We start from the raw sequence: 21,240 nt of genomic DNA on the forward strand, positions 1-21,240 counted from the left end.
AGGGAATGACCTCAACAAAAGAGTCTGGTAGTAATGGCGAGAAGGTCACACCCGTTCCCATACCGAACACGGAAGTTAAGCTTCTCAGCGCCGATGGTAGTTGGGGCGAAAGCCCCTGTGAGAGTAGGACGCTGCCAGGCTCGCCCCTTTTGGGGTTTAATAAAAGATTGGCCCCTTGGTCAAGCGGTTAAGACACCGCCCTTTCACGGCGGTAACACGGGTTCGAATCCCGTAGGGGTCACCATGGAGGATTAGCTCAGCTGGGAGAGCATCTGCCTTACAAGCAGAGGGTCGGCGGTTCGATCCCGTCATCCTCCACCATTAAAAAAATTAAAATTGTGCCGGTTTAGCTCAATTGGTAGAGCAACTGACTTGTAATCAGTAGGTTGGGGGTTCAAGTCCTCTAGCCGGCACCATTTTTTTGTTTTTGAGCCATTAGCTCAGTTGGTAGAGCATCTGACTTTTAATCAGAGGGTCGAAGGTTCGAGTCCTTCATGGCTCACCATTTTTAATAATGCGGGTGTGGCGGAATTGGCAGACGCACCAGACTTAGGATCTGGCGCCGCAAGGCGTGGGGGTTCGACTCCCTTCACCCGCACCATTTATTTGCGGAAGTAGTTCAGTGGTAGAACACCACCTTGCCAAGGTGGGGGTCGCGGGTTCGAATCCCGTCTTCCGCTCCAGACTTGCCGGGGTGGCGGAACTGGCAGACGCACAGGACTTAAAATCCTGCGGTAGGTGACTACCGTACCGGTTCGATTCCGGTCCTCGGCACCATCTTTAAATATTTGCGCCCGTAGCTCAATTGGATAGAGCGTCTGACTACGGATCAGAAGGTTATGGGTTCGACTCCTTTCGGGCGCGCCATTTCGGGAAATAGCTCAGCTTGGTAGAGCACTTGGTTTGGGACCAAGGGGTCGCAGGTTCGAATCCTGTTTTCCCGACCATTCTAAAAACATGGGGCCTTAGCTCAGCTGGGAGAGCGCCTGCTTTGCACGCAGGAGGTCAGCGGTTCGATCCCGCTAGGCTCCACTTAAGTTTATATTAATATGGCGGTGTAGCTCAGCTGGCTAGAGCGTACGGTTCATACCCGTAAGGTCGGGGGTTCGATCCCCTCCGCCGCTACTAAAGAGTACACTTTGTACGGAGGAATACCCAAGTCTGGCTGAAGGGATCGGTCTTGAAAACCGACAGGCGGGTCAAACCGCGCGGGGGTTCGAATCCCTCTTCCTCCTCCATAAATACACTAACATTATTATTATTATCGCGGGGTGGAGCAACGAGCGTTGCTTCGATGAATACGCTGCGAGTTGTACCCATCGAGCTGCTGCATGAATAAGCTTTCTGAGATGGGGACAGTCCATGAAACTATGAGCATGGACATTCTAAATATTTTTTATTATCGCGGGGTGGAGCAGTCCGGTAGCTCGTCGGGCTCATAACCCGAAGGTCGCAGGTTCAAATCCTGCCCCCGCAATTTGGTCTGGTAGTTCAGCTGGTTAGAATGCCTGCCTGTCACGCAGGAGGTCGCGGGTTCGAGTCCCGTCCAGACCGTTTTCAAAATTATATACTCTTGTGCGGGTGTAGTTTAGTGGTAAAACCACAGCCTTCCAAGCTGTTGTTGTGGGTTCGATTCCCATCACCCGCTCCAATGGGCCTATAGCTCAGCTGGTTAGAGCGCACGCCTGATAAGCGTGAGGTCGATGGTTCAAGTCCATTTAGGCCCACCATATTACATATGTATTGTTGTTCCGCAGTAGCTCAGTGGTAGAGCATTCGGCTGTTAACCGAACGGTCGTAGGTTCGAATCCTACCTGCGGAGCCATTTTTATTTAACGGGGAAGTACTCAAGAGGCTGAAGAGGCGCCCCTGCTAAGGGTGTAGGTCGGGTAACCGGCGCGAGGGTTCAAATCTCTCCTTCTCCGCCATAATAAATATGCGCCTTTAGCTCAGCTGGATAGAGCATACGCCTTCTAAGCGTACGGTCAGAGGTTCGAATCCTCTAAGGCGCGTAAACATAAACGCTTATCTAAGCGTTTGATACTGAATCAGACCCTGTTCGGGGTCTTTTTTTTTTGGACGCTGATTTTAAAATATCTTATAGTATCCTAAAGAGCTGGAGTAAACATGTACAAGCATTACGAGACAATTAATTATTGTTCGTTTGGGATATTTAATGCTTTGTGATACAATCTGTCTAGTTATTACGGAGAAAAGGAAGAAGCGAATGAGCAGAACATTGCCTGTAAACAAAAATGATTACATAGATGTAGTATTTAAAGATTTAACCCATGATGGTGCGGGTGTTGCCAAGGTCGATGGCTACCCGTTGTTCGTGGCGGGCGGGTTGCCTGGTGAACAGGCAAAAGTTAAAGTAATTAAAGTGAATAAAAGCTACGGAATCGGGCGGTTAATCGAAATTCAGGAGAAAAGCCCTTATCGAGTCGATATTCCGAGCAACGAGCGCACCAAATACGGCGGCTGCCAGCTTGAGCATATTAGCTATGAGGGACAGTTGAAATATAAGGAGAATCAAGTCCGTCAGGTGCTGACGAGGATTGGGAAGCTAGAGGATGTGATAGTCCATCCAATTATCGGAATGGACAACCCATGGAATTATCGGAATAAAGCACAGGTGCCCGTAGGCGTAAAAGACGGCAGGCTGATTGCTGGGTTTTTTAAGCCTCGAAGCCATGAAATCGTGGATACGGATGAAAGTCTAATTCAGTTGCCGGAGGTTAATCAAGCGGTACAAGTAGTAAAAGAAATCTGCAATGAGTTAGAGATTCCTGCTTATAATGAGGAGTCCCATAAAGGGATCCTTCGCCATATTATGGCCCGGTACGGTAAACAGACGGGTGAACTAATGGTTGTGTTGATTACGAGAACAACAGATTTGCCACATCGAAAAGAACTGGTGGACAAAGTCATTGAGCGATTGCCTAAGGTGAAATCTATTGTACATAATGTAAATTCCAAACGGACAAATGTGATTCTCGGTGAGAAAACAACGGTGCTCTGGGGAAATGAGGTCATTTATGACTTCATTGGTGATGTGAAGTTTGCTATCTCGGCATTATCGTTTTATCAGGTGAATCCGGTTCAGACTAAGGTACTCTATGAAAAGGCGCTGGAGTACGCCAACCTAACCGGCGATGAAAGTGTCATTGACGCCTACTGTGGAATTGGGACGATTTCCTTGTTTTTGGCGCAAAAGGCTAAGAAGGTTTTCGGAGTGGAAGTGGTGCCAGAAGCCATCGAGGATGCTAGAAGAAATGCGGAATTAAACGGCATGACCAATGTGGAGTTTGCTGTTGGAGAAGCGGAGGTAGTGATTCCACGCTGGTATAAAGAAGGAAATGCTGCGGATGTACTGGTGGTGGACCCACCACGTAAGGGCTGCGATGAGACCCTACTTAAGACGATTACAGATATGAAGCCGAAAAAGGTCGTTTATGTCTCCTGTAACCCAGCAACATTGGCTCGGGATTTGCGAATATTGGAAGATGGCGGATATAAGACTTTGGAAGTGCAGCCAGTGGATATGTTTCCACATACGACACACGTGGAGTGTGTCGCGCAACTCATTCTAAAGCCTGACTAAAAAATAGAAATTCTACATGTTAAAATAAACTTTATCCACATCTTATCAACAGTTGAAATAAAGTTTGTCCAAAAAAGGAGAAGAAAGTCTGATTTAGGCCCGACTTATCAACAATCGTGGGTAAATGCTCGATGAAAAACTTTATTCAACTCGATAAAGAACGTAAGGAAAGCCCGGAAAACGGGTTTTTTTCTTGCAATGAAGGGAAAATAGCGGGAGAAATGGAAAGACTTTATTATGACAGTGAACGAAGAAGTAAGGGGAAATTTAGTGGGAAATGGAAGGATTTTTTTAACTACACAAAAGAAGGCAACTGACCCTGATCTGACCCAATAAAGTTAGACCAATATTACTTTGCAACTTTTAAGACGACGTGAGTTCGTTCGTTATTCCTTTGAACTCACGTCTTTTAATTTTGCCTTCATTCGTTTGTGATTGTAATAGTGAGTATAATCAGCTAGTTTCTGTTCAAAATGCTATATACTGTTAGATTCCTGTAGATAGTTTGGACTTGTGTCTGTTTTATCTAATATACGAAAACGAAAAAAGTCTTTTACAATTGGCAGTATCCAGCCTAGACAAACGATAAAGATTAACCTAGGTTATTTTGTGGATGCGGATAACTGGACTGAATCTTCCCTGATGCTTTCATTACAGTGAGGTTAGTATTACAGAAGAACCTAGGCGGATTGAAATTTGTTAATGTAAAAAGATTAAGATCAATTTTAGTTGTATTTTAGCATATAGTGAAAAAAGCTTGAATCTTTGTCGATTCAAGCTTTTTGACTCGTTCTTCATTAATCTACTGGGCGGTTTTCATAGTCATAGTTCACTGTTGCTGGGGCAACATGTGCTCGCTCTAGAGCAGGTGTATCCGGGCGAATAATTTGATAGGCTGCTGCTCCAACGGTTGATGTAGCTTGCTGCAGCTTTTCTTTACTGATATGATCAATTGTATCTGTTGGCTTGTGATACTGAGGTTCAACCGGTGAATGGATAAAGAGAGCAGAAGGAATGCCAACGTCATGGAATGGCTGATGGTCACTTCTTCCTAACTGTCCATATGGTATTGCAACATCATACAATCTCGATGTGGCAGACGCTCCTAAGTCGGTAACAAGATTTTTCTGACCGTCGATAGTGTACATGATCAGTCCACCTAATGGGTGATCTTCTCCAGCTTCCGCCCCGCCAATCATATCCATTTGGAAATGGGCGACCATACGGTCTATATCACTCTGTGGAAGCTGTGATACATAAAAGGATGAGCCCACCATCCCTCTCTCTTCGGAACCGAACGTCAGAAAACGGACTTCTGTATCAATCGGAGTATTGACAAAAATTCTTGCCAACTCCAATACGGCAGAAACACCGGAGGCATCGTCATTTGCCCCTGGTCCATTAGGAACGGAGTCATGGTGCGAACCGATTGTAACAATCTGACCTGTGTCCTTGTTCTTGTTTGGCTTTAATTTGGCTTCAACCACAAAAGAGGTTTTCTCAATTTTTTGTATATCGACGTTTAAAGTAGCGGTAACAGGACCGTTTTTTAATTTTTCTACTAGATTCAAGCCTTGTTCACGAGTAATCCCTACAGCTGGAAGCTCACCGTTGGCTTGGCCAGTAAATGCTCCAGAAGCATTGTTATACATAAGTACCCCAACTGCGCCTTTAGCAAATACATTTTTTACTTTATCAACGAACGCAATATCTCCCCTCGCAACTAAAGCAATCTTCCCTGCCACTGCATCCGTAACTTCCCCAGTGGTTGCTTTTCCAACATTAACGAGCTCTGCCGTTACATTTCCGCTTCCACTGCCGCTAAAGGCACGTCCATTTAAATTAACTCCGTCAACTTCAGCCAACTGACTATTTGTCTTATAATCATAGATTGGGAATGGTATTCTTCTTGTTTCGAGGCCTAAACTTTTAAACTGGCTTTCTATGTACTCAACCCCGCGAACCTCTCCCTCTGTACCAGCTTCCCTTGGCACAGCTGATAGATACTTAATGGTATTATACATATTATCTGCACTGATTTTTTTAATAATCTTGTTGTCAAACGCTGTTACGGATTGTGCATTTGCTGCATTGGTGGTTTGAGCATATACAACCCCTGCTGATAAAAGCATACTTGTTGTAAGAACTGTGATTATTGACTTTCTACCAAACATGGAACTCCTCCTTTGGAATAGTGTACTCTTTCATTATTCCTATTTGGAAGAATATAGTAAACAAGAATCGTTTTACAAAATCCTAAAGATTCCTATGAAATCCGCTAATAGCTTATATTGAATCTTTTCATTATTTTGAAGGCGATACCAAAATTACTTATATTAGAATGATAATTAATAGTATCTCAATTCTAAGATACTAATATATTCTCTATTAAAAAGCTAGATTACTATATTAATTCTCCATCACCTAACATTCGGGTAAAAAGGACATACTTTGCAATATCCTATAACCCTACCAACACTTTATGTGTTGACACATACACTCGGACATGTGGAGTGTGTGTCGCAGTTCATTTAAAAGTGTGACTAAGAATTCGATATCAAACACCGTAAAATAAACTTTATCCACATCTTATCAACAGTTGAAATAAAGTTTCTACAAAAAATTGAGAGTAAAAAGTCAGTTATCCCCAACATATCAACAATAATGATGAAAGCGGAGGAGAAGGAAACCTTTTTTTAACTAACGAAGGAATAACGGGATTTCGAGTGGGGTGATTGGGCAAAAGAAAGGCAACTAACCCTTTGGGCATTGCCTTTTTGTGTCTTGAAGCAAGTTTACAAAGCTGTAGTGAATATGGACAGTGCCATTGTGATTACAAGTATCATCTCAATTAGAAAATGTAGGATCTGTGGTTCCATATCAAAGCTTTTTATTTCGTAAGGTTTCAATTTCGACTTGAACCTTTTCTAACCTTTTAGAACCTTGCTCTTTTTGACATTCAATCTGTTCATTGGCTCACAGTTCATTTTAAATGGTGCAATGCGGGGGGTGGAGGCGGGGGATTTCGGAAGTTTAAAATGTGTTGAACACGTTGATTAATAGCAGGTGGTAACGAGAATCTGTAAAAGATTGTTGTAGTCCCATCTGCTTTTATTTCGATTCTCTCGACAAGTCTATGCAATATTTTAGGTGTGAATTCATTACCCTTACATACTGCTCAAGCGCTTTTTGAAATCTGAATGATTGGTTTTGTCCCCTTCTACCCCAATCTGGCTATTTAACCGTTGTAAAATTTCAGGGGGCAAATCATCAATTTAAAAAGAGTAGATGCTCTCTTTTAGCAGGAACATTTGTCGAAAATTCTGCTTTGACAAATTTAGTAGAATATGAAAATATTAAATAGGTTACCCCAGATTACCACTACTAATCTCCTTAACACCTTAAGTAGGTCCTTCCGTATTTTGAATCCTTAAAAAAATTTATTGAAACTACTGTAAATTTAATAGTTACTTAAGCAATCTCCTTATTTGATTCATCGTCATTTTAAACTTTGACCTGCTTTCTACCACACTAGGCAAATTCACTCATAAAATTCTACCTGAAGGGAGTGATACCCCATTTAAACCACAAATTCTCATTCATCAATCTTTTTCTTAGCCTGGAGTCAATATAATTAAATATAAAGGAGCATCATTATGGGGCACGATATATCCGGATACAATAAAGCAGGACAAGAAATTGCCTATGCGCGTTTCAGTATGGGGAATCATAATGCTTTAATACTGTACAGGCTTCTTAATGCGTATAAATATTATGCAGGAGTCAGTGGGTCAGGGGGTAGTACTTCTTTTTCAATTAAACAAATTGAAAAAGCATTAGATGACTACAAACAATTTTATAATCACGGTGAGTCACCAGCAGAAAAAGACGTCTTAAATTGGGATCAAAAACAAATACTGAAATTTATTCAAAACTGTTTGGAGACAGCGCAAATAGAGGGGCGAGTTAAAGTATATTTTGGCTAATATTTCTATGCCTATATACTACTATACTTGACTAGGTACTTTATCTTCAGCAACACCATGCTCTAAATCAGCAAAGACCTCACCTATTGTAACAAAGGTGCTTCCTCATATTTCCCTATTTAATTAATACAAACATAACAAAAGGATAAAAATACTCCGAAGTATCACACCTTCTACTTTTATCAATTTTCTATACCAGGTAAAGGGAGGTTTTCTCTTGTTCTTCAAGAGGAAGACGACCAATCAATAGAAACTGACGTCAAGAAAAATCCGCAACTTGAAATTATGTATAAAGAAAGTGCAGAACAATATAAGAATGGACATGGAGTTACCACTTCGGACCTTTTAAAGTCACTATCGGTGAAGGATTTCAGCTAATGAAAACCCATCATGTGATTTGGACTCTTGCTGTGAGAAAAAAACTCATCGGATTTAGAATTCCAAGATTTACACCAGAAGAAACTCTTGATTTCAACTTGTATTGGAAACAGAGGAGTTATTAAAAAATCCTCTTATTGGAAGAGTCTATACAGAGGAATTTGGTAAATACAAAGGAATTTCAAGAATTGTAATTAAGAAGTTCCAGATTTATTTTAGGCAATTTGATAATGATATTATTATTATTATTATGGCGATATTGTTCCCAGGTGAGAATAAATAGCTACAATTTTCAAATTATAGCATTTTTACCATTTTGCAATGAACATCATATTTCAACCTCACCAGCACCCCATGTGTTGCCATATACACCCGACGCATGTGGAGTGCGTGTCACGGTCATTACTAAAATAGCATGGGGGTCCCCCATCGTTTATAAAAAAGATAATAGATGCAACTTGTGAAAGGAGCCTCTCCATAGGGAGTGGCTCTTAAATATTAGGTATGCAATTTAAGTAATCTATACAAATATTTGATTAAGGTTTAATTTAAACCCGGGGAAAAGATTAACGGAAACTATATCATTGCTTAGAAAATTTTCCCATTAATTAACTCAAGCCTTTCACCTTCATCCTATGTTAGATAACCAGCATATGAATATTTCTCTTTTTCATTCGGAATGGCCATTAAATCATTCCTTTCAACTTATACTTAGCCATATTTTATTATAATGAGAAACATTCTACATATTTCTACCAATATACTCCTTTGGATAGTGGTCTTTGATAATGCCTCAATGAATTGGCCCGACTCACCGAGACACGAAGGAAAAGATTCATTTCTTGATGAATAACCATAACCGAAATGTTTAATGCGTGGAACAAAATAGTGAAACAAGAAAAATCGGGTTGTGCCAGGCACTAATTCATATCGCTTTGACTTCCAAGATTCCACCAATGCATACATAATGAGGTATTTATTTAGTATTGTTTTGTTAGATTTAACGCATTATAATCAATTTACATGCATTTTTATACTGCAACTAAGAGAACCACATAAGGAAGTTATGAAAAATGAGTTTAGCTGAAAAAGAAGTAGAAATGTTGCAACAATCATCTCAAAAAGACAAAATGTTAAAGCGAACACTGAAATCTCGTCATTTGACGATGATTTCGCTCGGTGGGGCGATCGGAACGGGATTGTTCCTTGGAAGTGGTGCATCTATTTCCCAAGGTGGACCGGGAGGAGCATTGCTCGCTTATATGATAATTGGGGTAATGGTGTACTTTGTTATGACGAGTTTAGGAGAACTAGCTGCCTTTATGCCGACAAGCGGTGCGTTCAGCACGTACGGGAGTAAATTTATTGACCCGGCATTTGGTTTTGCACTGGGTTGGACCTATTGGTATAGCTGGGCCATCACCCTTGCCGTAGAGTTAACCGCCTCATCCATGGTGATGCAATTTTGGTTTCCACATACCTCCTCTTTCCTGTGGAGTTTTTTATTTTTAGCGTTAATTTTTCTACTAAACTATTTATCCGTTAAAGGGTATGGTGAAGGGGAATATTGGTTTTCAATTATTAAAGTCGCTGCGGTTGTTATTTTTATTGTGATCGGACTGCTAATGATTGTTGGAATTATGGGCGGCCAGACCATCGGATTCAAAAACTTTACAGTGGGAAAAGCACCTTTTAGCGGTGGTTTGCTGGGTACATTTGCGATTTTCCTTACAGCCGGTTTTTCTTTTCAAGGAACGGAAATTGTGGGAGTTGCTGCGGGAGAAAGTGAAAACCCGGCTAAAACGGTCCCTAAGGCAATTAATAGTATTTTTTGGAGAATTCTTATCTTTTACGTCTTGGCGATCTTTGTTGTAGGACTAATCATCCCATACAATAATCCAAACTTGCTAAGTGATGATATTATGGTAAGTCCTTTTACGCTTGTCTTCAAAAAGGCTGGTGTTGCCTTTGCAGCGGCACTCATGAATGCCGTTATTCTAACAGCGATTTTGTCGGCAGGTAATTCAAGCCTATACGCTTGTACCCGGATGTTATATGCGATGGCAAAAGAAGGACAAGCACCGCGGATTTTTGCCAAACTTAATAAGCGCGGTGTCCCTGTTGCAGCCATGATGGTCACAACGATTATTGGTATGCTTACGTTTCTCTCTTCTATCTTTGGTAATGGCATGGTATATGTATGGTTAATGAATGCAGCCAGCATTACAGGTTTTATTTTCTGGCTTGGAATTTCTGCTAGTCACTATCGATTCCGAAAGGCCTATCTGGCTCAAGGGTATTCGCTTGAAAAACTGCCATATCGGGCAAAGTGGTATCCATTTGGACCCATCTTTGCGCTTGTAGTTGGTTTGCTTGTGACGTTTGGGCAAGACTATCAGGCGTTTTTCTCCGCCAAAATTGATTGGGGAAATGTGATTGCCGCCTATCTTGGTATTCCTTTATTCCTTTGTTTGTTGTTTGGCTATAAGTTTATCAAGAAGACAAAAGTCGTCAAACTAGAAGAATGTGAATTTGACTTTGAATATGCAAACAAACATGATTAATGATAAGGCCCACAGCTGATCATGTGGGCTGTTTTATTTTCCATTATCAGTTGGACACGGATTATTCAGATTTCTTTAAAAGAAGTGGTGAAGCAATCGGATTGTCACGTGAAAATATAAAATGGTTGTTTTATGGCTCGTATCCTTGGGGTGGGAGTCTTTTTTAAAGGAATTTTAAGGCTTCAAATATAAATTTAGGATGGAATTCATCATGTTAAGAATAAGTAATAGCAAGTTTCGTGCTGATTTTGAACCATGTAAGGAAATCAACTGTTAGCTCAGAAAAATTAAGAATATACTTTAGTGCGGAGCTGGGAACTGTCGCATCGTTATTTGATAATGAAAAGCAAAATTTAATATGGGTAGTGAAGAAAGAAAGATTTACGAAAAGGGATGAGTGGGAGAGATGGGAATGAGAATAGCTGTATTGTCAGATATCCATGAAGGCCTTAATCGCAAAAATACCCAAACGGACCTGATGGGACTGTTACATAAATGGATGGCGGCCCATATGCCCGATGTGTTTATCATTGGGGGCGATATGACAGCTGGTCCAGAAAAAAGCCTAGCTTTGTTAAATCAGCTTCAACAGTATTCTCCTCGCACAAAGTTTTTGTTCGTCCATGGGAATCATGACATCTATCATGAAGATTCAAAGGCTGCTCATGAATTGCTTCTTCAATTTCCGGGAAACCTCGGCAATGGTCCCGTTGAATTAAATGATGATTGGGTAGTGATCGGTGAAGGGGGCTGGTACGATTATAGCTTTGGAATCCCAGGGTTTACGGAAGAACAATTTTCTAATGGTACCTACCAGGATTTCACTTGGCCGGATAAAATTTATGCCCACTGGCCAGGGGCAGATCGTGAACAGACGGACCGGTATATTTTGAAACTTGAGAACTGGTTAAGCGAATATCATGGGAAAAATATCATATTGGTCACACATTTTGTACCATTATCGCAGTTTGTTTTATACAAGGATGACCCTAAATGGGACTTTTTCAATGCAATGCAAGGAAGCTTTAGATTCGGAGAATTGGCTTTAAAATATGGGGTGAAGAAATATATTTTCGGACATATTCACACCCGATACCATGAACAAATAGAAGGAATGGAAATAATTTGTAATCCACTGGGTTATTATCCTCACGAATGGAGCCATCAAACAGCAGAAGAAGAGATCTTTTCCACGATTAAAATCATTGAAATTTAATAGAGATAAGCCAAGTACTGGTCTTCAGTAAGCTGCTGCCAATCATGTAATCATAGTCAGATAAACAATAGAAGACGATTCTTCTAACCTTAAAATAGGTGAATCGTCTTTTTAGCTTCTTTAATATTTTTTAAACTGGTTTATAAAAGAGACTAATGTTGTAATTTCAAAGATTGGCGGGGGGAAATCCTGAGGTCGTTCCAACATTTATTAATAAGATGCCTTGATATGTCGTTTTTTCGAAAAACAAAATGAAATTACTCAATCCCTTGTCTAGTAAGGGATTCAATTGAAACAATATAGGGCACGCTAAAGTCATGATTATTCATGGTACTTCATAAGAATTGATCCTTTGATCCAAAAAGGCATGCAGAGGAAATTTGGAAATATAGTCAAGTTAGTCTTCCTTTAAAGAGTCGATACCTAATGTTAAATAGTTGGTATCCAAAGCGGAGACGGAAGATTTTAAACTTTATCATAATGGGGATACCCCTGATTTAATGCAGGATTAGGAGGTTGGGAAGATAATGAGTGATGTGAAATTAAGGCCATTAGAAAGAGAAGACTTAGGATTTGTCCATAAATTAAATATTAATGCCAACATCATGTCCTATTGGTTCGAGGAGCCATATGAGTCATTTGTGGAATTGCAGGATTTATATGATAAACATATTCATGATCAGGGTGAAAGAAGATTTATTGTACAAAAGGGCACTGAATTGGTAGGGTTGGTTGAATTAGTAGAGATTGATTATATTCATCGTAGGGCAGAATTCCAAATTATTATTAATCCGAATCATCAAGGACATGGATATGCAAAGGCTGCAACCTATCTCGCTATGGACTATGCGTTTTCTGTGTTAAATATGTATAAATTATATTTAATCGTGGATAAGACCAATGAAAAAGCGATACATATATATAAGAAACTCGGTTTTCAGTTTGAAGGAGAATTAATCGATGAGTTTTTTGTTGACGGTGAATACCATAATGCAATAAGAATGTGTATGTTTCAACGTCAATATTTCAGTAGGGATTCTTGAAATAAGACCGTGAATTTGGTAAGAGACACTTTATGGAGCTATACTTATAGCAGGAAATTAATATATGAGGATAGTATTGAAGCCCAAACAATTGCAAGAAGCACAGGTTGAGTAGTATAACAGAAAATATGGAATAAAATATTTTAGGGGGCTGCTATGCTTACTATTGGTTATATTGGAAACGGGAAAAGCACGAACAGATATCATCTGCCGTTCGTTTTGCAAAGAGAGAATATAAAGGTAAAAACCATTTATCAAAGAAATCCTATGCATGAAAGTTGGAAAAGAATTGCTGGGGTCCAATATACATCTGATCTAGATGAACTATTAAATGACAAAGACATTCAACTTATTGTAATTTGCACAAGAACGGACAGTCATTTTGAATACGCAAAATTAGTATTAGAACATAATAAACACTGTTTAGTCGAGAAGCCGTTTATGGAAACCTCAGAACAGGCAAAAGAGATATTTGCAATGGCAAAAGAGAAAGGACTAATTGTTCAGGCGTATCAAAACAGACGTTTTGATAGTGACTTTTTAACCGTTCAAAAGGTCATTGAAGAAGGGAAACTTGGGGACTTGCTGGAGTTGGAAATGCATTATGACTATTTCCGTCCGGAAGTACCAGAGTCAACTCATTCTTTTAAACCTATTGAGTCATTTTTATATGGACATGGCTGTCATACACTTGATCAGGTCATCAGCTTTTTTGGCAAGCCCGATCATATCCATTATGATGTGAGGCAATTATTAGGACAAGGAAGAATGAACGATTATTTTGATTTGGATTTATATTATGGCAAGTTAAAAGTATCTGTTAAGTCCAGTTATTTCAGACTGAAAGAAAGACCTAGCTTCGTCGTTTATGGCAAAAAGGGATGCTTTGTAAAAGAAACCAAAGATCGTCAGGAAGAACATTTAAAGCTATTTTACATGCCTGATCACAAAGATTTCGGTATCGATACCATAAATCATTATGGTGTACTGACATATATCGATGAAGAAGGTACAATCCACGAAGAAAAAGTGAAATCCGTAAATGGCGATTATGGAAGAGTATATGATGATTTATATGAAGCCATCATAAATGGTAAAGATAAAACCATTACAGATGAACAGACACTTTTACAAATGGAAATACTAGAAACTGGAGTTAAAAACTTAAAGTAAAATTAAAAATAAGCAGAAGTAAGGGGGAACCTCAACAAATTTAGGTTCCCCTAATTACTATATTGCTCCATTTTAAGTCGATAGTGGAATAGGAAATCGATCTTATGTTTTAAAGGTAATGCTCAATGTTGTTTTATGTATACGTTGCTTAAACTAATAAAGTGCGTATAATATTTTTATTAAAGGCACTGTAAAACAATAGCTTTGATTTTTTTACTCTGTTGATTGGAGTGGAAATCAACAGCAAAATTTAACGAGCCTTATTAAAAGAAAGAGATGGAGTAAATAAGATGGTCCAATCAATCAATACTAAAGTCGATTTGGTTATAAATGCTACCTCGCATATGGGAATTGGAGAATATGGGAAAATCATGATTGGAGACAAAGGATTTGAATTCTTCAATGATCGTGATGCCCGTAAGTTTATTCAAATTCCTTGGGAAGAAGTTGATTACGTAATCGCTTCGGTCATGTTCAAAGGGAAATGGATTCCGCGTTTTGCTATCAAAACTAAGCGGAATGGGAATTTCACATTTTCTTCTAAGGATCCGAAGAAAGTTTTGCGAACCATACGGGAGTACGTTGATCCGAATCATATGGTCCAGTCTTTAAGTTTCTTTGATGTAATCAAACGCGGCTTAAAGAGGAAATGAAAAAGTAATAATGATACTATCAAGACAGGTGGGAACTTGTCTTTTTTTGTCGAAAAAAATCTAAAATTGTTAAATTACCTCTTGAAAGAGTAATATCATGGTGCTATAATCTCTCATGTAAGCTCATTAAAGTGATGCCGCAAGCAATGAAAAGGCTTTTATTTGATTGAGAAGCTGTTTACTTGACATTCATTCACAGCGGTTGAAAAATAAATGAAATAGCCATTATTTTTTACGTGTTACTGATTCGATCAGGCATGAGTAAAAAGTATTGATTGAAATGAAGAATAAGGGGCATTCTATACCCAAACCTTCATTTAATCGACTTTTTGCTTATGCCTTTTTTTGTTGTTTTTTCGTTGTAAGTGTAACCGCTTTAGATGAGTTGAAAGTAACTTTAGGAGTTTACCATGTTTTTTAAGCTCTAACATTAATCATAGGAGGTATAAAGATGGTAGGAATTATCATTGCTAGTCACGGCGAATTTGCAAATGGTATCTTGCAATCTGGAGAGATGATCTTTGGAAAACAAGAAAATGTAAAAGCTGTTACCTTGATGCCGAGCGAAGGACCTGATGATGTAAAGGCAAAAATGCAAGAAGCAATCGCCTCTTTCGATAACCAAGACGAAGTATTATTTTTAGTCGATCTTTGGGGTGGAACTCCTTTCAATCAAGCCAACAGCTTGTTTGAAGGACACAAAGATAAATGGGCAATCGTTGCTGGTATGAACTTACCAATGTTAATTGAAGCTTTTGCATCTCGCTTCTCCATGAACACAGCACATGAAATTGCTGCGAATATTCTGAGCCCTGCTAAAGAAGGCGTCAAAGTAAGACCTGAAGAATTAGAACCAGCAACAGCAACAGCTGCACCTGCTGCCGGGACATCTAATGCAGGCGCCCCTGGAAAATTTGAATATGTGTTAGCACGGATTGACTCTCGTTTGCTTCACGGACAAGTAGCAACTGCTTGGACAAAAACGACACAGCCTACACGGATCATCGTTGTATCTGATGCAGTAGCTAAGGATGATCTTCGTAAGAAATTGATCCAACAAGCTGCTCCTCCAGGTGTAAAGGCACACGTTGTTCCAGTCAAAAAAATGATCGAACTTGCAAAAGATGATCAACACTTCGGCGGCCAGCGCGCGTTACTTTTGTTCGAAAACCCGCAAGATGCACTTAGAGCGGTTGAGGGCGGCGTCCCATTGAAGACAATCAACGTTGGTTCGATGGCACACTCGCCAGGTAAAGTGCAGCCGAATAAAGTGTTGGCCTTTAGCCAAGATGACATCGATACTTTTAAAAAGTTAAAAGAACTTGGTTTGAACTTCGATGTACGTAAAGTACCGAACGATTCAAAAGGTGACATGAGCGAAATTATCAAGAAGGCTCAAGAAGAGTTAAACAAACAAAAATAATTCTAATACTCAGTGAAACGGAGGATTAATACTCATGGATTTGAATGTGATTCAAATAATATTAGTCTTTATCGTAGCATTTTTAGCTGGTATGGAAGGGATTTTGGATGAATTCCAATTCCACCAGCCACTTGTTGCTTGTACGTTAATTGGCTTAGTTACAGGAAACTTAGTACCATGTCTTATCTTAGGCGGTACTCTTCAATTGATCGCTTTAGGTTGGGCAAACATCGGAGCTGCCGTAGCGCCGGATGCTGCGTTAGCTTCAGTTGCCTCTGCTATCATTTTAGTTTTAGGTGGACAAGGTAAAGCCGGTGTGGCTTCTGCCATTGCAATTGCTGTTCCACTTGCAGTTGCTGGCCTATTATTAACCATCATCGTTCGTACGCTAGCAACCGCAATCGTACACTTTATGGATGCTGCAGCTCAAGAAGGAAATATCAAAAAAGTTGAACTTTGGCAAATCGTTGCAATCTGTATGCAGGGATTACGTATTGCCATCCCAGCTTTATTAATCGTTGCTATTGGTGCAGGTCCGGTTAGAGAATTGCTTACCTCTATGCCAGTCTGGTTGACAGACGGTTTAGCAATCGGCGGGGGAATGGTCGTAGCTGTTGGTTATGCAATGGTTATTAACATGATGGCGACAAAAGAAGTATGGCCATTCTTCGCAATTGGTTTCGTATTAGCGACTGTTTCACAAATCACACTTATCGGTCTAGGTGCTATTGGTGTGGCTCTTGCACTTATCTATTTAGCGCTTTCTAAACAAGGCGGTTCAGGTAAGGGCGGCGGCTCCAATATGGGTGATCCAATAGGCGATATTATTGATAGTTACTAAGAAGGAGGGCGCATAAAAATGGCAAATGAATTAAGATTATCAAAAAAAGATCGTATTTCTGTTTGGTGGCGTTCCACTTTCATTCAAGGTTCTTGGAACTATGAACGGATGCAAAACGGTGGCTGGGCTTATACGATGATTCCCGCAATCAAAAAATTATATAATACTAAAGAAGATCGTTCTGCTGCACTAAAACGTCATTTAGAGTTCTTTAATACTCACCCATATGTAGCATCACCGATTATTGGTGTAACTTTGGCACTTGAAGAAGAACGTGCGAATGGTGCGCCGGTTGACGACACAGCCATTCAAGGGGTTAAAGTTGGTATGATGGGGCCTTTAGCAGGGATCGGGGACCCAGTTTTCTGGTTCACGGTTAGACCAATCCTTGGTGCGTTAGGCGCTTCACTTGCTTTGACCGGTAACATCCTTGGGCCAATTATTTTCTTCGTGTTATGGAATCTCATTCGGATGGGCTTCACGTGGTATACGCAAGAATTTGGTTACAAAGCTGGATCTAAAATTACGGACGACATATCTGGCGGAGTACTTCAAGATATTACGAAAGGTGCATCCATCTTAGGTATGTTCATCCTTGGTTCATTAGTTAACCGATGGGTATCCGTAAGATTTGCGCCGGTTGTATCCGAAGTTAAACTTTCCAAAGGTGCTTACATCGAATGGGATAAGTTACCTGGCGGGGCTGAAGGGATTAAAACGGCGTTGCAGCAGCAAGCTAGTGGGCTTTCATTAGAACCTGTTAAAGTAACTACTTTACAAAATAACTTGGATAGTTTAATTCCTGGTTTAGCTGGATTGCTAATCACCTTCCTTTGCATGTGGTTGCTTAAAAAGAAAGTTTCTCCTATCATTATGATTCTTGGGTTGTTCGTGGTCGGTATCGTCTTCCACTTAATTCACCTAATGTAATAAATATTTATAGCAGCACCTCCTGGTACTTTAAGGAGGTGCTTTTTGTATACCAAAACAAAAACCTGCCATGCAGCCAACAAATGTTCAATTAGAGGATTTTCTTGTTAACTTTTATAATGTAAAACAAAGTTTTGATGCTCCTGTGAATAATATGTGGATAAGTCTCCTAACCATTTTGTCTGATTGGTATTTGTTTAACAGGATAGCTCCTTATGACCGTCTTCTTCAAGCACCAAAAATGTTACCTCTACTTACCAATCATTTATTGTGTATTCACGGGATTGAAAATGTTTCTCTATGTTTTAAAAAAGTACAGATAGCAGGATCTGTGGAGAGACACATGGGACCTGCCTTTCGTCTATTTTGCATAATTTTCGACATATAGGAGAGGGATTTATCGCATCGATATTTCCCTCTTTATAAATACATTCCTTACTTTACCTAGGTTGTAGATAAATCATATAAATAGATATCAGTTTCTATTTATATTAGACTGATATAGTACAGTATTTGTCGAAAAATAAGGAATCGCTGATTAGGTCTCCTTATTTGGAGGGGCAAATAACTTATTATTTTGTTTTTCATCTGCTTTCTTCTTTAAAGGGTGAACAGTTTTTTCTCATCAAACTAAAAAGCGGTTTAAGAAGGATTACCATTATTTACATGTCTTATATTAGTAACAAATGGGATTTGATGAGAGGAAGTTAGTATCTTTAGAAAATGGAGAAAACAGGTGTATGACGAATCACTGGAAATTACTTATATAAAGAAGGGAGCATTCGATGAAACGAATATCAAACGTTTTTTGGATTTCAATGGCAATTGTCCTCGCATCAGTCATCTTCGGTGTTACGGCACCAAAAAGTTTTGAGGAAGTAACAGGCAATATACAGGAATTTCTTACAACCGCTTTTGGATGGTATTATTTAATATTAGTTTCAATAATTGTCATCTTTTGTATATTTCTTATATTTAGTCCTGTTGGGGCGATAAGATTAGGGAAACCTGGTGATAAGCCTGAGTTCTCAAATGTCTCATGGTTTGCCATGTTATTTAGTGCGGGTATGGGGATTGGTCTTGTATTTTGGGGAGCTGCTGAACCACTATCTCATTTCGTTAATCCTCCATTAGCAGAGGGAGGAACAGCTGATGCTCAAAAAGAGGCGATGAGGTATACCTTTTTTCACTGGGGAATTCATGCATGGGCAATTTACGCAATCGTTGCCCTAGTCTTGGCTTACTATCAATTCCGCAAAGAGGAACCTGGTCTCATTTCAGCTACATTAAAACCCGTGTTAGGAAAAAAAAGAATGGAAGGGCCTCTCGGTACAGCTGTAGACGTGTTAGCTGTTTTTGCCACGGTGATCGGGGTTGCGACCACATTAGGATTCGGAGCAGCACAAATCAATGGCGGTTTATCATACTTATTTGGAATACCAAATAATTTCACCGTTCAGTTTATCATTGTAGTAATTGTTACCGTTCTTTTTATGATGTCGGCATGGTCTGGACTGGGAAAAGGGATTAAATATTTAAGTAACACGAACATGGTTTTAGCTATTGCGTTGTTTGCTTTAATGTTCATCACAGGACCAACCATTCTAATATTAAACATGTTTACTGATACCATTGGTGGATATATTCAAAATATCGTTCAGATGAGTTTTCGACTCTCTCCTCTCAATGAAGAACATCGCTCATGGATCAATGGCTGGACCATCTTTTATTGGGCATGGTGGATTTCCTGGTCACCATTTGTGGGGATCTTTATTGCGCGTGTATCAAAAGGGAGAACCATCCGGGAGTTTATAGTGGGCGTTCTATTGCTGCCGTCCCTTGTAAGCTTTTTGTGGTTTGCAGTGTTTGGGACTTCAGGGATTGACGTTCAGAATGCTGGGCATATCGATCTAACAAAATTTGCTAATGAAGAAGTCTTATTTGCCATCTTTAATCAGTTACCATGGTCAACGCTTCTTTCAATCGTCGCCATTGCACTCGTGTGTACATTTTTTATCACTTCTGCTGACTCCGCAACTTTCGTTCTTGGAATGCAAACAACCTATGGGTCACTAACGCCACCCAATTCTGTAAAACTATCTTGGGGTATTGCCCAGTCTACTGTAGCATTAATTCTTCTATATAGTGGCGGATTGCAAGCACTTCAAAATGCATTAATTGCTGCAGCATTCCCATTCTCATTCATCATTTTATTAATGATGGTTTCTCTTTACCGCTCATTAACAAAAGAGAAAAAGGAACTTGGGTTATATATCAAACCAAATTCACATAAAAAAACTTCTTAATGTCACTTTTAAGAAACATCTACTTTGAATTCCCATAATGTTATTATGAACTCTCATAATGTAAAAAAAGTCTTGCTAAAAAGACCCTGTTTTCGTAAAAAATGCGAATTCAGGGTTTTTTTTCATTAAGATAGTATTCTAATTTGGAAAGTATAGGTCATTTTTTTGGATAGGCAAACCGATTAATATTTCGGGTTTATCTACAGACTGAAATGTTCTAACTTTATAATAAAACTCTGTTTCAGCAAAGAGGAAATGGTTGTTTTTTATGAAAAAGCTTTTCCAAACAAGAAAAGGTGTAATGGTATACAAGTAAGGGATATGGTACCAAGAAAGATACATCCGTTTGAAGGAACAAAAAGCCCTTAGATGAATCGTCCAAGTCCTAACTCAATGTTGTTAAGAATTTTGTTATAAAATTTATTAGAAAAAAAGTTCATAAAATAGATGAAAATGAACCTTTAAATTTGGAGTATCCTTAAACTAGAATCCCTTTTTTACTAAAAGGAAAGGGAATATGTGATAAATGAAAGGAGTATGTCTAAAATGCAAGTTCGTGATTTTATGATCAGAAATATAATTACCGTTAAAAATACAACTACTGTCAAAGAATTAATCTCCATATTAGAAACCAATCGGATTGGTGGTGTACCAGTCGTTGATGATAAAGGGAATTTAGTTGGCGTTGTTTCAGATGGGGATATCGTACGTTTTCTTTCTCCTAATAAAGAGAAAGTGTATTTAGCCTACTATGTTACCTATATAGAGGAGGCTCAAAAAATAGAAGATGTATTAAGAGAAAGGATGAATACACCTGTTGAAAAAATTATGGTAAGGAAAAATATAAAAACATTAGCACCGGATGATGACTTTGAAAGTGCTATACGTTTAATATCTAAACATCATTTTAAAAAGATACCTGTAGTGAATGGTGCAGGTAGAGTTATAGGAATTATCAGCAGAGGAGATATTATCCATACTTTATCAAAAACAATATTTAATGAAGACACTGGTATCGGGGTAAGTGGGGGCATTAGTATGTAATGTTCATTATTGGATTGGTCTTCCACGTTTCCTGGAATCCCAATCCAAAACGGTAAAGACTAGCAAAGAAAATATATCC

13 protein-coding genes, 19 tRNA genes, 1 rRNA gene and 1 pseudogene are annotated in these 21,240 nt (G+C 39.3%); 32 read left to right on the forward strand and 2 right to left on the reverse strand.

Features of this window, described 5'->3' with window-relative positions:
• Nucleotides 1-23: 23 nt before the first annotated feature.
• The 21 genes from rrf (at nucleotide 24) to rlmD (ending at nucleotide 3,604) form a co-directional block, all read left to right on the forward strand.
• A 5S ribosomal RNA gene (gene rrf / locus BN2425_RS14155) occupies nucleotides 24-140 on the forward strand.
• Nucleotides 141-169: 29 nt separating this feature from the next.
• Nucleotides 170-244 (forward strand) — tRNA-Glu (locus tag BN2425_RS14160).
• 1 nt (nucleotide 245) lies between these two features.
• Nucleotides 246-321, forward strand: a tRNA-Val gene (locus tag BN2425_RS14165).
• Nucleotides 322-340: 19 nt separating this feature from the next.
• Nucleotides 341-416 (forward strand) — tRNA-Thr (locus tag BN2425_RS14170).
• 13 nt (nucleotides 417-429) lie between these two features.
• A tRNA-Lys gene (locus BN2425_RS14175) sits at nucleotides 430-505 on the forward strand.
• An 11-nt stretch (nucleotides 506-516) separates the two neighbouring features.
• Nucleotides 517-601: transfer RNA gene (locus BN2425_RS14180), tRNA-Leu, on the forward strand.
• Nucleotides 602-608: 7 nt separating this feature from the next.
• A tRNA-Gly gene (locus BN2425_RS14185) sits at nucleotides 609-683 on the forward strand.
• A gap of 5 nt (nucleotides 684-688) precedes the next feature.
• Nucleotides 689-777: transfer RNA gene (locus BN2425_RS14190), tRNA-Leu, on the forward strand.
• Between the two features lie 13 nt (nucleotides 778-790).
• A tRNA-Arg gene (locus BN2425_RS14195) sits at nucleotides 791-867 on the forward strand.
• A 3-nt stretch (nucleotides 868-870) separates the two neighbouring features.
• Nucleotides 871-947, forward strand: a tRNA-Pro gene (locus BN2425_RS14200).
• Between the two features lie 12 nt (nucleotides 948-959).
• Nucleotides 960-1,032: transfer RNA gene (locus BN2425_RS14205), tRNA-Ala, on the forward strand.
• 19 nt (nucleotides 1,033-1,051) lie between these two features.
• Nucleotides 1,052-1,125, forward strand: a tRNA-Met gene (locus BN2425_RS14210).
• A 20-nt stretch (nucleotides 1,126-1,145) separates the two neighbouring features.
• A tRNA-Ser gene (locus BN2425_RS14215) sits at nucleotides 1,146-1,238 on the forward strand.
• Between the two features lie 165 nt (nucleotides 1,239-1,403).
• A tRNA-Met gene (locus BN2425_RS14220) sits at nucleotides 1,404-1,477 on the forward strand.
• 3 nt (nucleotides 1,478-1,480) lie between these two features.
• A tRNA-Asp gene (locus BN2425_RS14225) sits at nucleotides 1,481-1,554 on the forward strand.
• 23 nt (nucleotides 1,555-1,577) lie between these two features.
• Nucleotides 1,578-1,651: transfer RNA gene (locus BN2425_RS14230), tRNA-Gly, on the forward strand.
• Nucleotides 1,652-1,653: 2 nt separating this feature from the next.
• A tRNA-Ile gene (locus BN2425_RS14235) sits at nucleotides 1,654-1,730 on the forward strand.
• 20 nt (nucleotides 1,731-1,750) lie between these two features.
• A tRNA-Asn gene (locus BN2425_RS14240) sits at nucleotides 1,751-1,825 on the forward strand.
• Between the two features lie 12 nt (nucleotides 1,826-1,837).
• Nucleotides 1,838-1,928: transfer RNA gene (locus tag BN2425_RS14245), tRNA-Ser, on the forward strand.
• Nucleotides 1,929-1,938: 10 nt separating this feature from the next.
• Nucleotides 1,939-2,012, forward strand: a tRNA-Arg gene (locus BN2425_RS14250).
• A 215-nt stretch (nucleotides 2,013-2,227) separates the two neighbouring features.
• Nucleotides 2,228-3,604, forward strand: coding sequence for a 23S rRNA (uracil(1939)-C(5))-methyltransferase RlmD (gene rlmD, locus BN2425_RS14255; protein WP_042460695.1), 1,377 nt, complete (start codon nucleotides 2,228-2,230; stop codon nucleotides 3,602-3,604).
• A 386-nt stretch (nucleotides 3,605-3,990) separates the two neighbouring features.
• Here the strand turns inward: rlmD and BN2425_RS23550 are convergent.
• Both BN2425_RS23550 and BN2425_RS14265 read right to left on the reverse strand, forming a co-directional pair.
• Nucleotides 3,991-4,065, reverse strand: a pseudogene (locus BN2425_RS23550) (IS3 family transposase); the annotation flags it as partial.
• A 336-nt stretch (nucleotides 4,066-4,401) separates the two neighbouring features.
• The gene (locus BN2425_RS14265; protein WP_042460701.1) at nucleotides 4,402-5,778 is read right to left on the reverse strand and encodes a M28 family peptidase; all 1,377 of its coding nucleotides are present in this window, start codon (nucleotides 5,776-5,778) and stop codon (nucleotides 4,402-4,404) included.
• Between the two features lie 1,482 nt (nucleotides 5,779-7,260).
• Here BN2425_RS14265 and BN2425_RS14270 point away from each other — a divergent pair.
• The 11 genes from BN2425_RS14270 to BN2425_RS14335 all read left to right on the forward strand — a co-directional run bounded on the left by BN2425_RS14270 (nucleotide 7,261) and on the right by BN2425_RS14335 (nucleotide 21,161).
• Nucleotides 7,261-7,590 carry a hypothetical protein gene (locus BN2425_RS14270; protein WP_042460704.1) on the forward strand — a complete coding sequence of 110 codons (330 nt, stop codon included), beginning with the start codon at nucleotides 7,261-7,263 and terminating at the stop codon, nucleotides 7,588-7,590.
• Nucleotides 7,591-9,041: 1,451 nt separating this feature from the next.
• Complete coding sequence (locus tag BN2425_RS14285) at nucleotides 9,042-10,532, forward strand: amino acid permease (RefSeq protein WP_042460707.1); 1,491 nt, start codon at nucleotides 9,042-9,044, stop codon at nucleotides 10,530-10,532.
• Between the two features lie 412 nt (nucleotides 10,533-10,944).
• Nucleotides 10,945-11,748: a metallophosphoesterase gene (locus tag BN2425_RS14290; RefSeq protein WP_042460710.1), complete on the forward strand. Its 804-nt coding sequence runs from the start codon at nucleotides 10,945-10,947 to the stop codon at nucleotides 11,746-11,748.
• A gap of 527 nt (nucleotides 11,749-12,275) precedes the next feature.
• Complete coding sequence (gene speG / locus BN2425_RS14295) at nucleotides 12,276-12,791, forward strand: spermidine N1-acetyltransferase (RefSeq protein ID WP_042460713.1); 516 nt, start codon at nucleotides 12,276-12,278, stop codon at nucleotides 12,789-12,791.
• A gap of 156 nt (nucleotides 12,792-12,947) precedes the next feature.
• Entirely contained in the window at nucleotides 12,948-13,964 is a 1,017-nt protein-coding gene (locus BN2425_RS14300) for an oxidoreductase (protein WP_042460715.1), read from the forward strand.
• Between the two features lie 290 nt (nucleotides 13,965-14,254).
• Nucleotides 14,255-14,617 carry a DUF956 family protein gene (locus BN2425_RS14305; protein ID WP_042460717.1) on the forward strand — a complete coding sequence of 121 codons (363 nt, stop codon included), beginning with the start codon at nucleotides 14,255-14,257 and terminating at the stop codon, nucleotides 14,615-14,617.
• A 451-nt stretch (nucleotides 14,618-15,068) separates the two neighbouring features.
• A complete protein-coding gene (locus tag BN2425_RS14310; RefSeq protein ID WP_042460719.1) occupies nucleotides 15,069-16,040 on the forward strand; it encodes a mannose/fructose/sorbose PTS transporter subunit IIA in 972 nt (323 codons plus the stop codon).
• Between the two features lie 34 nt (nucleotides 16,041-16,074).
• On the forward strand, nucleotides 16,075-16,881 hold the full coding sequence (locus tag BN2425_RS14315) for a PTS mannose/fructose/sorbose transporter subunit IIC (RefSeq protein WP_042460721.1): 807 nt from the start codon (nucleotides 16,075-16,077) through the stop codon (nucleotides 16,879-16,881).
• Nucleotides 16,882-16,899: 18 nt separating this feature from the next.
• A complete protein-coding gene (locus BN2425_RS14320) occupies nucleotides 16,900-17,811 on the forward strand; it encodes a PTS system mannose/fructose/sorbose family transporter subunit IID (RefSeq protein WP_042460724.1) in 912 nt (303 codons plus the stop codon).
• 785 nt (nucleotides 17,812-18,596) lie between these two features.
• The gene (locus tag BN2425_RS14330) at nucleotides 18,597-20,117 is read left to right on the forward strand and encodes a glycine betaine uptake BCCT transporter (RefSeq protein ID WP_042460730.1); all 1,521 of its coding nucleotides are present in this window, start codon (nucleotides 18,597-18,599) and stop codon (nucleotides 20,115-20,117) included.
• 546 nt (nucleotides 20,118-20,663) lie between these two features.
• A complete protein-coding gene (locus BN2425_RS14335; RefSeq protein ID WP_042460732.1) occupies nucleotides 20,664-21,161 on the forward strand; it encodes a CBS domain-containing protein in 498 nt (165 codons plus the stop codon).
• Nucleotides 21,162-21,240: the final 79 nt, after the last annotated feature.

It is taken from the genome of Neobacillus dielmonensis, from assembly GCF_000612665.1.
In the GTDB taxonomy this organism is placed as follows: Bacteria; Bacillota; Bacilli; order Bacillales; family Cytobacillaceae; genus Neobacillus; species Neobacillus dielmonensis.